At 62.0% G+C, this 13,349-nt stretch carries 11 protein-coding genes; 3 read left to right on the forward strand and 8 right to left on the reverse strand.

Features of this window, described 5'->3' with window-relative positions; all coding sequences use genetic code 11:
- The 5 genes from NQL71_RS14105 to NQL71_RS14125 all read right to left on the reverse strand — a co-directional run.
- A partial coding sequence (locus NQL71_RS14105) for an OprD family outer membrane porin (RefSeq protein ID WP_274642843.1) occupies nucleotides 1–234 on the reverse strand: 234 nt, incomplete at its 3' end.
- A 126-nt stretch (nucleotides 235–360) separates the two neighbouring features.
- Nucleotides 361–2,133: an acyl-CoA dehydrogenase C-terminal domain-containing protein gene (locus tag NQL71_RS14110; protein WP_274642844.1), complete on the reverse strand. Its 1,773-nt coding sequence runs from the start codon at nucleotides 2,131–2,133 to the stop codon at nucleotides 361–363.
- Between the two features lie 67 nt (nucleotides 2,134–2,200).
- Entirely contained in the window at nucleotides 2,201–3,871 is a 1,671-nt protein-coding gene (locus NQL71_RS14115) for a cation acetate symporter (protein WP_274642845.1), read from the reverse strand.
- Nucleotides 3,871–4,197 (reverse strand): DUF485 domain-containing protein, encoded by a 327-nt coding sequence (locus tag NQL71_RS14120; protein ID WP_077183340.1) that lies wholly within the window; start codon nucleotides 4,195–4,197, stop codon nucleotides 3,871–3,873. The genes NQL71_RS14115 and NQL71_RS14120 overlap by 1 nt, the downstream gene beginning before the upstream one ends.
- A 120-nt stretch (nucleotides 4,198–4,317) precedes the next feature.
- Complete coding sequence (locus NQL71_RS14125) at nucleotides 4,318–5,940, reverse strand: acyl-CoA synthetase (RefSeq protein ID WP_274642846.1); 1,623 nt, start codon at nucleotides 5,938–5,940, stop codon at nucleotides 4,318–4,320.
- 231 nt (nucleotides 5,941–6,171) lie between these two features.
- Here NQL71_RS14125 and NQL71_RS14130 point away from each other — a divergent pair, with 231 nt between their 5' ends.
- The 3 genes from NQL71_RS14130 to NQL71_RS14140 all read left to right on the forward strand — a co-directional run bounded on the left by NQL71_RS14130 (nucleotide 6,172) and on the right by NQL71_RS14140 (nucleotide 10,255).
- Nucleotides 6,172–8,448 carry a PAS domain-containing sensor histidine kinase gene (locus NQL71_RS14130; RefSeq protein ID WP_274642847.1) on the forward strand — a complete coding sequence of 759 codons (2,277 nt, stop codon included), beginning with the start codon at nucleotides 6,172–6,174 and terminating at the stop codon, nucleotides 8,446–8,448.
- Nucleotides 8,449–8,452: 4 nt separating this feature from the next.
- A complete protein-coding gene (locus NQL71_RS14135) occupies nucleotides 8,453–9,088 on the forward strand; it encodes a response regulator transcription factor (protein WP_046819297.1) in 636 nt (211 codons plus the stop codon).
- A 75-nt stretch (nucleotides 9,089–9,163) separates the two neighbouring features.
- Nucleotides 9,164–10,255, forward strand: a complete 1,092-nt coding sequence (locus NQL71_RS14140; RefSeq protein WP_046819296.1) for an AI-2E family transporter — start codon at nucleotides 9,164–9,166, stop codon at nucleotides 10,253–10,255.
- Between the two features lie 44 nt (nucleotides 10,256–10,299).
- On the opposite strand, the gene NQL71_RS14145 is transcribed toward NQL71_RS14140, so the two are convergent.
- From NQL71_RS14145 to NQL71_RS14155, 3 genes are all read right to left on the reverse strand, one after another.
- Nucleotides 10,300–10,884 carry a hypothetical protein gene (locus tag NQL71_RS14145; protein ID WP_046819295.1) on the reverse strand — a complete coding sequence of 195 codons (585 nt, stop codon included), beginning with the start codon at nucleotides 10,882–10,884 and terminating at the stop codon, nucleotides 10,300–10,302.
- A gap of 132 nt (nucleotides 10,885–11,016) precedes the next feature.
- Complete coding sequence (locus NQL71_RS14150; RefSeq protein WP_080957073.1) at nucleotides 11,017–11,460, reverse strand: hypothetical protein; 444 nt, start codon at nucleotides 11,458–11,460, stop codon at nucleotides 11,017–11,019.
- A 142-nt stretch (nucleotides 11,461–11,602) separates the two neighbouring features.
- Nucleotides 11,603–13,183: a sensor domain-containing diguanylate cyclase gene (locus NQL71_RS14155; protein WP_274642848.1), complete on the reverse strand. Its 1,581-nt coding sequence runs from the start codon at nucleotides 13,181–13,183 to the stop codon at nucleotides 11,603–11,605.
- Nucleotides 13,184–13,349 lie beyond the last annotated feature (166 nt).

Below are 13,349 nucleotides of genomic sequence, written 5' to 3' on the forward strand. Positions count from 1 at the left end.
AACCAGACCTTCGGTAAAGCCAGACTCATAGCGCAGGAGGAAACCCTGGGCCCATTCCTCCTGTTTCGATTGCGCGGCGTTGGCCTGGCGAAAGTCACGGTTGAAGTAGAAATTGCGCAGTTCCAGGTTGGCCTTGCTGTCCTTGATAAAGTCAGCGCAAGCGGGCGCGGTAAGGCTGATGAGGCCGCCGGCCAACAGGAGACGGGTAGCGAGAGTGCGAGTGCTGCGGTCCATGGTGAAGCCCCTTGGTTTTTATTTTTGAAATGACGGGCACAGCAGACCCTGCCGCGGTGGCAAGGGTCCGGGAAATAAAAACCGCGACGCCGAAAGAGAGGAGCGGGCGCCGCGGCGGTTCAATCGTCAGAACTGTTCGGCGGTCAGGCCATACAGCGAAGCGCTGCCAGCACGAATGGCTTGCTCCAGGCTCAGGATGCGCGGCAACAGGCGCTGGATGTAAAAGTCGGCGGTGGCGATTTTCGCGCCGTAGAAACTGTCGTCTTCGCTGCGTTTTTGCCCGGAAACCTGCGCCATGCGCGCCCAGAGCCAGGCGTAGGCGACGTAGCCGAACAGGTGCAAGTACTCCACCGAGGCGGCGCCGATTTCGTTGCGGTTCGAGGCGGCCCGATCCTGCAGCCAGTCGCTGATGTCTTCCAGCCGCTGCACGGCATCGAGCAGCTGCGTGGCATAGGGTGCAGCGGGCTGGGCGGCGAAGCGGCGGATCTCGCCGGTGAACTGGCGCAGCGCGGCCCCTTTGTCGGCGAGCACTTTGCGCCCCAGCAGGTCCAGCGCCTGGATGCCGTTGGTGCCTTCGTAGATCTGCGCGATGCGCACATCGCGGACCAATTGTTCCTGGCCCCATTCGCGGATGTAGCCATGGCCGCCGAACACCTGCTGGCCGTTGATGCAGCTTTCCAGGCCGGTGTCGGTGAAAAACGCCTTGGCCACCGGCGTCAGCAGCGCCACCAGGACCTGCGCGCTATCGCGCTCGCTGGCGTCATCGGAAAATTTCGCCAGGTCCAGTTGTTGCCCAACATAACTGGCGAACGCGCGACCCCCTTCGGTCATGGCCTTCATGCCGAGCAGCATGCGGCGCACGTCGGGGTGGACAATGATCGGGTCGGCGAGCTTGTCCGGAGCCACGGCGCCTGTCGGCGAGCGGCTCTGGATGCGTTCGCGGGCGTAGGCCACGGCGCTCTGGTAGGACGCTTCGGCGCAGCCGATGCCCTGGATGCCGATGGACAGGCGTTCATAGTTCATCATGGTGAACATCGCCGCCAGGCCTTTGTTTTCCTCGCCAACCAGCCAGCCGCTGGCGCCGTCGAAGTTCATCACGCAGGTCGCCGAGGCCTTGATGCCCATCTTGTGCTCGATCGAACCGCAACCCACGGCGTTGGCGGCGCCCAAAGAGCCGTCGGGATTGACCAGCACCTTGGGCACGACAAACAGCGAAATGCCTTTCGGGCCCGCCGGCGCATCCGGCAGTTTGGCCAGCACCAGGTGCACGATGTTCTCGGTCAGGTCCTGATCGCCGCCGGTGATGAAAATCTTGCTGCCGGTGATGCTGTAGCTGCCGTCCGCCCGGGGTTCGGCGCGGGTGCGGATGAGCCCCAGGTCGGTGCCGGCGTGGGCTTCGGTCAGGCACATGGAACCAGCCCAGCGGCCTTCATACATCGGTGGCAGATAGAGGTTTTTCAGAGACTCGCTGGCGTGGGCATCCAACGCCAGGCAGGCGCCGGAACTCAACGCCGAATACAGCGCAAAACTCGAGTTGGCGCCGTAAAGCATCTCTTCGAATTGCACCGCAAGCATTTTTGGCATGCCCATGCCACCGAATTCGGCGTTGCCGGACAGCCCCACCCAACCGCCTTCGATGTAGGTGGCGTAGGCCTGCTTGAAACCGCTGGGCGTGGTGACTCGCCCGTCATGCCACTGCGCGCCTTCTTCGTCACCGCTGCGATTGAGAGGTGCGATCAGGTGCGAAGTAACTTTTGCCGCCTCCTCAAGAATGGCGTCCGCGGTATCGGCGTCGACGCTGTCGGCCAAGGCCGGCAGGCGCGCCCACAGGGCCGGGGCGTCAAAGACTTCATGCAGGACAAAGCGCAGGTCGCGCAGCGGGGCTTTGAATTCGGGCATAACGTGAACCTCAAAAGGACGGGTGTGCGATGGACACGGCACGCATCGGCGGGCCGTGTCCCGTCAATCAATGGCTGCTAGCGCTGGCGGCACCCAGACCGGTCTGGGCGCGCACGAACTGGTCGGCGTAGGCGTCACGCTCCTTCTCGGCGCGCACGCTGCGGTCGAGCCGGGACACCACGACAATCACCAGGAACGCCAGCGGCATGGAAAACAGGGCGGGGTGGTCGTACGGGAAGATGGCGTGGGCATGACCGAGCACGGTCACCCAGACCGCAGGCGAGAGGATCACCAGCACCAGTGCGCAGATCAGGCCGGCGAAGCCGCCGATGATCGCGCCCTTGGTGGTCAGGCCTTTCCAGTACATGGCCATGATCAGCACCGGGAAGTTGGTCGAGGCGGCGATGCCGAAGGTCAGGCCCACCAGGAACGCGACGTTCATCTTTTCGAACAGGATCCCCAGCAGGATCGCGATGATCCCCAGGCCCACGGTCGCCATGCGCGTCACGCGCATTTCCTGTTTCTCGCTGGCCTTGCCTTTCTTGAGCACGGTGGCGTAGAGATCGTGGGAAATCGCCGAAGCGCCGGCCAGCGCCAGCCCGGAGACCACCGCCAGGATGGTGGCGAACGCCACAGCCGCGAGGAAACCGAAGAACAGGTTGCCGCCGACCGCCTTGGCCAGGTGCATGGCAACCATGTTGCCGCCGCCGATCAGGGCACCGCCGACTTCACCGTTGACGTAATACTGCGGATCGGTACCGATGATCACCATCGCGGCGAAGCCGAGGGTGCAGACCACGAGGAAGAAGAATCCGATGAAGCCGGTGGCATAGAACACCGACTTGCGGGCTTCCTTGGCATTGGGCACGGTGAAAAAGCGCATCAGGATGTGCGGCAGGCCGGCGATGCCGAACACCAGGCCCAACGACATCGAGGCGGTGTTGATCGGGTCGGCGAGCATCGAGCCCGGGCCCATGATGTTCCAGCCACTGGCGTGGGCCTGGACGGCCTTGGCGGCCAGGGTCTCGTAGCTGAAACCGAACTGCGACATGGCCATGACCGCGAGCGTGGTACCGCCGGCCAGCAACAGCACGGCCTTGATGATCTGTACCCAGGTGGTTGCGATCATGCCGCCGAAGATCACGTAGACCAGCATCAACGCACCGACGATCACCACGGCTACCGGGTAGTCGAGGCCAAACAGCAGCTTGATCAACTGACCCGCCCCCACCATCTGTACGATCAGGTAGCAGCACACCACGGTCAACGAGCCGAAGGCCGCGAAGATCCGCACCTTGTTCTGGTCCAGTCGATAGGAAACGATGTCGGCGAAGGTATAGCGTCCCAGGTTGCGCAGACGCTCGGCCATCAGGAAGGTGATGATCGGCCAGCCGACGAAAAAACCAATGGTATAGATGAAGCCATCGTAGCCCTTGGCGAACACCAGGCTGGACAGCCCCAGCAGGGTGGCCGCGGACATGTAGTCACCGGCAATCGCCAGGCCGTTCTGGAACCCGGTGATGCCACCGCCCGCCGTGTAGAAGTCGGAGGTGGATTTGGTCTGGCGAGCAGCCCACCAGGTGATGGCCAGCGTGCCCAGCACGAAGACGAAGAACATGCCGATGGCATTCAGGTTCAGCGGTTGTTTGTCCACCACGCCCAGCGCCGGCGCGGCAAGGGCGACGGAAAACGGCAACAGGCCGGCGGCGGCGAGGGCAAGCGTACGGAACAGGTTCATCACTTGCTCTCCTCGAGAATGGCGGCGCCCAGTGCGTCGAAGCGGGTGTTGGCGCTGTACACGTACCAGCCGGTCAACAACCAGGAAAACAGGATGATCGCCGCGCCCACCGGCATCCCCAGCGTCAACATGCGATGTTCCCCAAGTGGTGCATGCAGCCACTGCGGGGCAAAGGCCACCACCAGCATGAACAGGTAATAGATGCCCAGCACCGCGGCGCTCAACGACCAGGCCAGGCGCGAGCGGCTGCTCACCAGTTGCAGGAATTTCGGATTGCCGCGAATGCGTTCGCAGCGCTGAGTGTCGGTTGAATGGATGTCGGTCATCGCTAGCTCCACTTTGTTTTTGTTATCGGTCAGTGGGGGCCCGGCAGGCAAATTCGGCGTGCACGAGCCCGAAGCGGCAGGTCAAATACCTGCCGCCAGGGGGTACAACGTAGTGTTCGGTTAGAGCGCCTTGGCCCGGTCGCGCAGCACGTACTTCTGCACCTTGCCGGTGGACGTCTTCGGCAACAGGGTGAAGATCACGGTGCGCGGTACCTTGAATCCGGCCAGGTGTTCACGACAGAAACTGATGATGTCGGCTTCGCGAACGTCCTGGTAATCGGCCTTCAAGGTCACGAAGGCGCAGGGCGTTTCGCCCCATTTTTCATCGGGCCGGGCGACCACGGCCGCTTCCATGACGCCCGGGTGGCGGTAGAGCACGCCCTCGAGCTCGATGGTGGAGATGTTCTCGCCGCCGGAGATGATGATGTCCTTGAGCCGGTCCTTGATCTCGACGTAACCGTCGGGATGACAGACTGCCAGGTCGCCGGTGTGGAACCAGCCGCCTTCGAACGCTTCGGCGGTGGCGGTCGGGTTCTTCAGGTAGCCCTTCATCACAGTGTTGCCGCGCATGAAGATCTCGCCGATGGTCTGGCCATCACGCGGGGTGGGCTCCAGCGTCGTCGAGTCGCCGACCATCACGCCTTCGAGCGTGGTGTAGCGCACGCCCTGGCGGGACTTGATCTGTGCCCGTTCGTCCAGGGGCAGTTCATCCCATTCGGCGTGCCAGGCGCACAACGTCACCGGGCCATAGGTTTCGGTCAGGCCGTAGACGTGAGTGACCTTGATGCCCATCTCTTCCACGGCGCCGATCACTTTGGCCGGCGGCGCGGCGCCGGCGACCATGGCGTTGACAGGGTGATCGATGGCCGCTTTCGCCGACTCCGGCATGTTCACCAGGGCATTGAGCACGATCGGCGCGCCGCACAAGTGAGTGATCTGGTGCTCGCGGATCAAGGTGAGGATTTTCTGCGGGTCGACCCGCCGCAGGAACACGTGCACCCCGGCCATGGCGGTAATGGTCCAGGGGTAGCACCAGCCGTTGCAATGGAACATCGGCAGGGTCCAGAGGTACACCGGATGGTTGCCCATGGCCCAGGTCATCTGGTTGCCCAGGGCGTTCAGGTAGGCGCCGCGGTGGTGATAGACCACGCCCTTGGGGTTGCCGGTGGTGCCGGAGGTGTAGTTCAGCGAGATGGCTTGCCACTCATCCGTCGGCCATTGCCAGGCGAAGGCAGGATCACCTTCGGCCAGCAGCGCTTCGTAGTCCAGGTCGCTGACGGCCTGGCCTTCGCCGTACTCCGGGTCATTGACGTCGATCACCAGGGGCGGGTGATCCAGCATGCCGATGGCCGCGTGAATCACGCTGTGGAACTCGCGGTCGGTAATCAGCACCTTGGCTTCGCCGTGTTGCAGCATGAAGGCGATGGCCTCGGCATCCAGGCGCACGTTGAGCGGGTTGAGCACGGCGCCGATCATAGGCACGCCGAAATGCACTTCCAGCATCTCAGGAATGTTGGGCAGCATCACCGCCACCGTGTCGTCCTTGCCGATACCGCGACCGGCCAGCGCCGAGGCCAGGCGCCGGCAACGGGTGTAGGTCTGGGCCCAGGTGCGGCGGATCGAGCCGTGGATGACGGCGGGATAATCCGGGTATACGTTGGCGGTGCGCTCGATGAAGCTGAGCGGGGACAGGGCAATATGGTTGACAGCCGAAGGGCCTAGCCCTTGTTCATAGATCGACATGTACGGGTACTCGGTGGCTGATTGTTAGCTCTATAGGTGCCCTGGCGGTGTACGCGCCGGGGACGCCTTTTGTGTCCGGAGTACTTTATATAACATCCAGCCATCGGTATGGAAGTACAACCTACGCAGTATAGTAAATGTACTATATTGGCTTCTTGCGACGCCAAATCCAATGCCGCGAAACTTCCAGGACCGGTATATGCTTGGTTTTCCTGACAAAGTGGACCCGCAATGACCCTGACTCCCGTTCGACTACACAGCTGGTTGCGCCTGCAACGCGAAGGCGTGTCCCTGGCTGCCCGGGCCGATGCCTTGTGTCATGCCCTGCAGGATTGCCCGGAAGTGCGGCGGGCGGTGTACCTGAGCTGGCAGCCCAATGCGCGGATCTACAGCCATGAGGGGGCGGCCCAACATTTCCCGCCTGGGCTTGGCGATCCGGCGCTGGCAAGTGACCAGTTGTTGTTTGAGCAACTGACCGAGGCCGGGCGCCTGGATCTGGCGCAAGTGCGCCAACTGGATTGCTGGCTGTCCGGCCGCCTGCGCCGGGCGGCCATCAGTCATGGCCAGGTGTTCGACCTGGCCCTGCAGCCGGGTCAGGCAGGATTGCTGCTGGTGGAAGTGTGCGAGGGTGTAAGTCTTGACTGGCTTGGCTGGGTGCGGGATTTGTTGACGACGCTGTTGAGCAGCGTCAGCGGCATGCTGCGCGGCTCGCCGATGCTGGGCCACGATCCACAACCGAGCCTGTTGCTCGATGCACAGGGGCGCCCGCTGGAGTTCAATGCGGCGTTGTTGGCATTGCTGGCCGAGAAGCCATTGGCCGATGTGCCGGGCTTCCTGCCGGTCAACCATCGGGTGCTGGTGCGCGCCTGCCTGGATCAGCAACGGGCCATCGAAGGCGTCGAGGCCCAGTTCGAATCGCAGATCCTGATCTGGACATTCATTCCAGACCCACAGGACAACCGCGTGCTTGCCCGTTGCCGCGATGCCACGAGCCAGGTCCTGGCAGAACGTGAAGCGGCCACGGCACGTCGGCTGTATCGGCTGATCATCGAGAACACCACCGACCTGATTTCCCGCCACACCCCCGACGGGCGCTTCCTCGATGCATCGCCCGCGTCCTGGACATTGCTCGGCTACTGGCCCGAAGAGTTGCGCGGGCAAATGGCCCAGGGACTGTTTCATGGCCAGGAGCTCGCCGGCCTGATGCAGCGTGCACGGGATGCACTGGAACAGGACGGCTACCATACGATGACCTATCGCATCCGCCATCGCGACGGGCATTACCTGTGGTTCGAAACCGCCAGCCGGGCTATCCGCGAAACGTACACGGGAACGGTGGTCGAAGTGGTCAGCGTATCCCGGGACATCACGGCCCGGGTGCTCGCCGAGGAGAACAAGCGACGCCTGGCCGAAGTGGTCGAGGCCAACATCGATCCGGTGTTGTTCATCGCCCCCGAGGGGCAGGTCACTTACCTCAATCCCGCCGCGTGCCGCATCCTCGGGATCGAAGAGCAGCAACCGATGCCGGCCCTGGCCGATCTGTTCGCCAGCGGCGATCTTGCGCGCCTGCAACGCGATGGCTGGAGCAGTGCCGAGCGCGACGGCGTCTGGAGCACCGATGCACGTTTGTTACCACCGGGCGGCGGTAGATCCGTGCCGGTGTCGCTGGTGTTGCTGGCGCACCGGTCCGCCGGCGGCGAGCGTTATTACTCGCTGGTCGCGCGGGACATGACCGAACGGGAACTGCGCGAAGCACAACAGCGCCGCCATCAGGACGAACTGGCACATACCGCGCGGTTGGTCACCCTGGGTGAACTGGCCTCGGGTATCGCCCACGAAATCAACCAGCCGCTGGCTGCCGTGGTGAACTATGCCAATGCCAGCCAACGCTATCTGCAGACACTGGGCTCCAATCCCCAGGCCGCCGTCAGAGTGGCGCAAGGCCTGGAACGCATTACCTATCACGCCACCCACGCCTCCGAAGTGATCCGCCGGTTACGCTCGTTTTTGCGCAAGGGGCAGCGTCGCATGCAGGCGTTGAACTTGAGCGAGGTCGCCCGCGAAGCCGTGCGCTTGTGTGCCTGGGAGGCCAGTAATTGCCAAGTGACAATCGAGGATCGACTGCCGGATAATCTGCCACCCGTTTATGCCGACCGCGTGTTGCTGGAACAGGTGCTGCTCAATCTGTTGCGCAATGCCATCGACGCCAACCGCGAACAGCATCCAGGGCAGCCTTCGCTGATCGTGATGGCAGTGGAGCAGGGCAGTGGCGCCAGCGTGGACATCAGTGTGCAAGACCAGGGGCCGGGCGTCAGCGAGCCCGAACTCGAGCAGATATTTACCCCGTTCTATACCAGCAAGCCCGATGGCCTGGGGCTCGGGTTGTCCATGAGCCGCAGCATCATCGAAGGGTTTGGTGGCGAACTCAATGCCCGACGACAGCCTGTCGGGCTGCTGATGTGTTGCCGATTGCCGCTTGCCGGCGCAAAAAAACAACAACAGGAATGACGTAATGGCAGGTGTGGCGGAGCACGTGGTGTATGTGGTCGACGATGACCAGGGGATGCTCGATTCAACGGTCTGGTTATTGGAATCGGTGGGCCTCAAGGCCCTGCCGTTTACCAGCGGTGTCGCTTTTCTGGAGGCCTGCGATGCCAGTCTGGACGCCTGCGTGCTGCTTGACGTTCGCATGCCCGGCATGGGTGGGCTTAACGTGCAGGAAGAAATGCGCGTTCGCCAACTGGATCTGCCCATCATTTTCGTCAGCGGGCACGCCGATGTGCCAATCGTGGTGCGTGCATTCAAGGCGGGTGCGCATGATTTCATCGAGAAGCCGTATAACGAGCAGTTGCTGCTGGACAGCGTGCAACAGGCGCTGGGCAATTGCGCCGCGCAACGCTGCGGCAATCAGGGCCAGGAGGCGTTGCAGGCCCGTTTGCTCACGCTGACGCCGCGAGAGCGCGACGTCATGTTGCCCTTGGTGCAGGGCTACACCACCCGCGAAATCGCCGAGCAACTGGGGGTCAGCGCCAAAACCGTCGACCTGTATCGCTCCCGCGTGATGAAGCGCATGCAGGCCAGCACGCTGCCGGACCTGGTGGGCATGGCGATCGCGGCCAACATGGTGGATCCACTTAAGCTGCGTTGATCCTTCACGTTGTCAATTGTGCGTCTATGCTGGGCTAACCGGTTTTCCTTCCGAGTGAACTGTCAGGAGACGTCCATGGTGCCCATGCCGCTGTCAGAGAAGGCCTTGTCCCGCGGGTTGCTAGATATCTTTATCCGCGCCGGGCTGATTGTCGTGCTGGTGCTGTTCTGCTTTGAGATTTTCCGTCCGTTTCGCGACCTGATGCTGTGGTCGATCATCCTGGCCATCACCCTCTACCCTTTGCAGCAGAAGCTCAGGGGGCCGATGGGAGAAAAGGACGGGCGCATTGCGACGCTGATCGTGCTGGTGGCCATCGCCATCCTCATGGTGCCGATCTATCTGTTGGGCACCTCGATAGCCGACTCGGTCGAAAACGCCATGACCGTGGTTCGCGACGAAGGCATCCGCATTCCGCCCCCGGCTGATTCCGTCGCTACCTGGCCCCTGGTAGGTAAACAGGTGTCGGCGCTGTGGACGCAAGCGGCCACCGACCTTCCCGGCCTGACGGCCAAGTACATACCGCAAATCAAGGACGCCAGCCTGATGATGCTGGGCAAGGTGGCCGGCGTCGGCATGGGTTTGTTGATGTTCATTGTCGCGCTGATCATTGCCGGGATCTTCATGGCCTATGGCGAAGCGGGTAGCCGCGCCTCGGTGCAGATCGCCTCGCGGATCAGTGGACCGGAGAAAGGCCCCCAGGTCGCCGCCCTGTGTACCGCCACCATCCGTGCCGTGGCGCTCGGGGTGGTCGGCATCGCGTTCATCCAGATGCTGCTGGTGGGCCTCGGGTTCGTGTTCAAGGGTGTTCCCGGTGCCGGGTTGCTGGCCTTGGCGGTGCTGCTGCTGGGCATCATGCAGTTGCCGGCAACCTTGATAACCGTGCCGGTCATTGCCTATGTCATGGCTACCGAAGGGCCCAACACCGTGACCATCATCTTCTCCATCTATGTCTTCGTCGCGGGCCTGGTGGACAACGTGCTCAAGCCATTGCTGCTGGGGCGCGGGGTCGATGTGCCGATGCCGGTGGTATTGATCGGTGCCTTGGGCGGCATGGTCACTGGCGGCATTCTTGGCTTGTTCATTGGCCCGGTGGTGCTGGCGGTGGGGTATCAGTTGTTCTGGCAGTGGGTGCAGGACCCGCCGCCCGTGGCGCAAGAACGGCTGTAAAGAGGATCGAACAGGGACCGGCGCACCATCGGCCGGTTCCTCGTTCAGAATCCGAGGTAACAGCAGTAGATCAGGGCCAGTGCGGCGGCGACACCAAAGGCGCCCAGCGCCTTGATGGTCAACGGATGCGTGGACACGGGGTTGATCATGCGCTGCAGGCGGGGGTCGGAACAGGCCACCGGTTGATAGCGTCCGCGCATGATTGCCAGGTAGGTGTAGCGCAACCCGATCAACAGGAACAGGCTCGCCAGGCTGAGGAGCAGGGTGGCAAAGGTCGTCGGTCCGGCCACCGCATTCCCGTGCTCATCTTCGCAGGCCGCGCTGTCGACTTGCGCGACGCTGATTTGCCCATGATCGGTCGAAGGCCGTGCGCCTTCATTGAGCAGTTTGGCCTGTTGCACCAGGTCCAGGGTCTGATATTGCCAAAGTGTGTTTGATCCTTCCCGGCAATAGGTGAACGTCCCGGGGCTGGAGGCGGCGACGATGCACGCGTCGTCGATCCCACGCTTTTTAAGGGTTTCCATGGCTGATCTACTGAAGTCCAGGTCGAGCACAGGAGAAATCCCTGTGGCTGACACCGCGCCCGAGACCAGCAGACTCCCCACAACACCGATAGTTGAAGTTTTCAAGGCTGGATTTCCTGGTTTTTATTGGCTTTTTTGTCAGGGACGCGGAGCTTGGATGAACCTGCCAGTAGTGGAGTCTAGAACGCGTTAGTCACTTTGATAAGCATGCGCATTTAAAAAATTGACCTGGCCAAGTTATTCGCAGTCATCGGCAACGGCTTTCTCGGCACGCTGGATTTCCTGCTTCATGTCGGTGGTGATGCGCTGCTCCTTGCGTTCCTGGCCGAGGAACTTCTGCTCGCCCCGGGACTTGACCTCGGCATCTTCAGCATGGATCTGTTTTTCGATGGCGGCAGAATGCTGATCGATCACCGCATCGACCTCGGCTACGTTTTTCGCAGTATCCAACGCCTGCACCAGTTTGCCCGCTTCGGCCTTTTCGGCTTCGGCGTAGGCCTCGACCGACATCCCGGCAGCCAGTGCCCGGGCCTGAACTTCCAGGTCCTTGAGGTGCTGGCGCGCTAATGTACAGACCGCTTCCTGGCGCTGGCTCTGGAGCTCTTTCCAGGTGATCAATCCATAGACAGCGGTACCGATGACGACAATGGTTACAGCGACCCCCAGTAGCTTGGCTTTCACATTCCATCCCCTCAAGTGGCCAGCGAAACAGCCTTTGGCATGATTCCCGAATCCATTCGGGGGAATGAAAAGCGTAGCAGACTGGGTGGCACTCCAGTGCCATCTGGTTAGCAAGAAAGGCTTTGCAGGACAAAGTTCGCGCTCACGCGCGGTTACTTTCGCTTGACTGGTTGGCGGCGCACCAGCGGTTTCGTCCTTGTCGTTTCGCCGCATAAAGCAGGACGTCAGCGGCTTTGATCAAGGTGGCCGGTGTCACGTCATCGACGCTCGGCCGGCTGGTGGTGATACCCGCACTGGCCGTGACCCTGCCCAAGGGATGGGCGCGGTGCTCGATGTCCATTGATCGAATGGCTTGCAGAATTTCTTCAGCGACCTGTGCTGCGCCTGCACCATCGGTATTGGGGAGCAGCACCGTGAATTCCTCGCCACCGTACCTGACGGCCAGGTCGCCGGGTCTTTTGACCGCCTGCCGGATCGCTGCGCCTACTGCGCCCAGGCAGTCATCGCCGGCGGCGTGGCCATAGCTGTCGTTGTAGCGTTTGAAGAAATCGACATCGAGCATGATCAGCGACAGCGCAGATCCCTGGCGTGCAGCGAGACGAATCTCTTCCAGCAGCGCAGTATCCAGGCGTCGACGATTGCCCAGGCCGGTCAGGCTGTCGGTCAGCGCCATGTCGCGCATGGACTGGTGAGCGTGACGCAGCTTTCTCTCCGTCACCATTCTCTGGCGCAATTGAGTCAGCACGATGAGCCCGAACACCGCAAGCACACCAATCAGCACCACCAGCACCCACCCTGTCTTGAGCAGGTCACGGCGCCAGGGGGCGATGATGGACTCACGGGAAAGTCCGGCTTCAACCACAAGCGGGTAGGTGGTCAAGGCCCGATAGCCGTACAGGCGCTCGGTGTCGTCCACGACGGCCTTGACCTCGGCGATGCCCTGGTTGGCGTTGGGTAGATAGCGCTTGAAAATCTCGCTGTCTGCCAGGCTCTTGCCGACCACCGATTCAATGAAAGGACGCCGCACCAGGATGGTTCCGCTGCGCGTGGCCAGCACCAGGGCGCCCTTGTCATCGATCTTGAAGTCGCCGTAATAGTCGACGAAGTAGCTGACCTTGATGGTTCCCAGCAGCACGCCGGCGAAGGTGCCATCCGGATTATCCAGGCGCCGGGAGATAGGGATGATCAGGTCGTTGGTGGATCTACTGGTAACCACTTCGCCGATGCGCACGTTTTTATCCTCGTGCGTGCGGTGATATTGGAAGTAATCGCGGTCGGCGTTATTCACGGGCTCTGGCGTGGCGTCCTTGTCCGTGACTATCCATTGCCCGTCAGGGCCGTAGATGAACAGGCCGTGCAGCTGCGGCATGATTTTCGATTGCTGGATTAGCAGTTTGTGAATACGCGGGACGTCGATGTTCTGCAGCCCGTCGCCTTCGACCCGCTCCCCAAGTGCGGCAGTCAGTACATCCACTTGCCGAATGGCATCCTCGGCGTGCTGCGCCGTGGCTCGCGCCAGGTTGGTCACGGAGTCGCGGGCTGAGGCGAAGGCAGCCCGATAGTCACGCCACGTCCGCCAACCCTCGACCGCGAGAAACGCCAGGATCACCACCAGCATGAAGCTCACGGTGAGTCGGAAGACCGCTCCAGCTCGCAGCGTTTTCGCAGGGACGGTTTCAATGTCGCCATCGACCATGGGCGGTGGCGGCTTGCGTCCGGGCATCAACAACTCCTTGTGCCAGCTATCCTGCGCTATACAAGACCGACGAATGACAGGATAACCAGGACGATCACGACGGCACCAACGATGTAGATGATATTGTTCATGACGATCACCTCTGTATCTCAAGGGTTTGCGACACCAGGGTGTCTAGTACAAGTGACCCTGC

It is taken from the genome of Pseudomonas serbica (assembly GCF_028823535.1).
In the GTDB taxonomy this organism is placed as follows: Bacteria; Pseudomonadota; Gammaproteobacteria; order Pseudomonadales; family Pseudomonadaceae; genus Aquipseudomonas; species Aquipseudomonas serbica.

Bases quoted from the DNA above. Each gene is read 5' to 3' on its own strand.
- NQL71_RS14110 (WP_274642844.1), bottom strand. From the start codon at position 2,133: ATGCCCGAATTCAAAGCCCCGCTGCGCGACCTGCGCTTTGTCCTGCAT.
- NQL71_RS14140 (WP_046819296.1), top strand. From the start codon at position 9,164: ATGGTGCCCATGCCGCTGTCAGAGAAGGCCTTGTCCCGCGGGTTGCTA.
- NQL71_RS14155 (WP_274642848.1), bottom strand. From the start codon at position 13,183: ATGCCCGGACGCAAGCCGCCACCGCCCATGGTCGATGGCGACATTGAA.
- NQL71_RS14135 (WP_046819297.1), top strand. From the start codon at position 8,453: ATGGCAGGTGTGGCGGAGCACGTGGTGTATGTGGTCGACGATGACCAG.
- NQL71_RS14125 (WP_274642846.1), bottom strand. From the start codon at position 5,940: ATGTCGATCTATGAACAAGGGCTAGGCCCTTCGGCTGTCAACCATATT.
- NQL71_RS14120 (WP_077183340.1), bottom strand. From the start codon at position 4,197: ATGACCGACATCCATTCAACCGACACTCAGCGCTGCGAACGCATTCGC.
- NQL71_RS14130 (WP_274642847.1), top strand. From the start codon at position 6,172: ATGACCCTGACTCCCGTTCGACTACACAGCTGGTTGCGCCTGCAACGC.
- NQL71_RS14115 (WP_274642845.1), bottom strand. From the start codon at position 3,871: ATGAACCTGTTCCGTACGCTTGCCCTCGCCGCCGCCGGCCTGTTGCCG.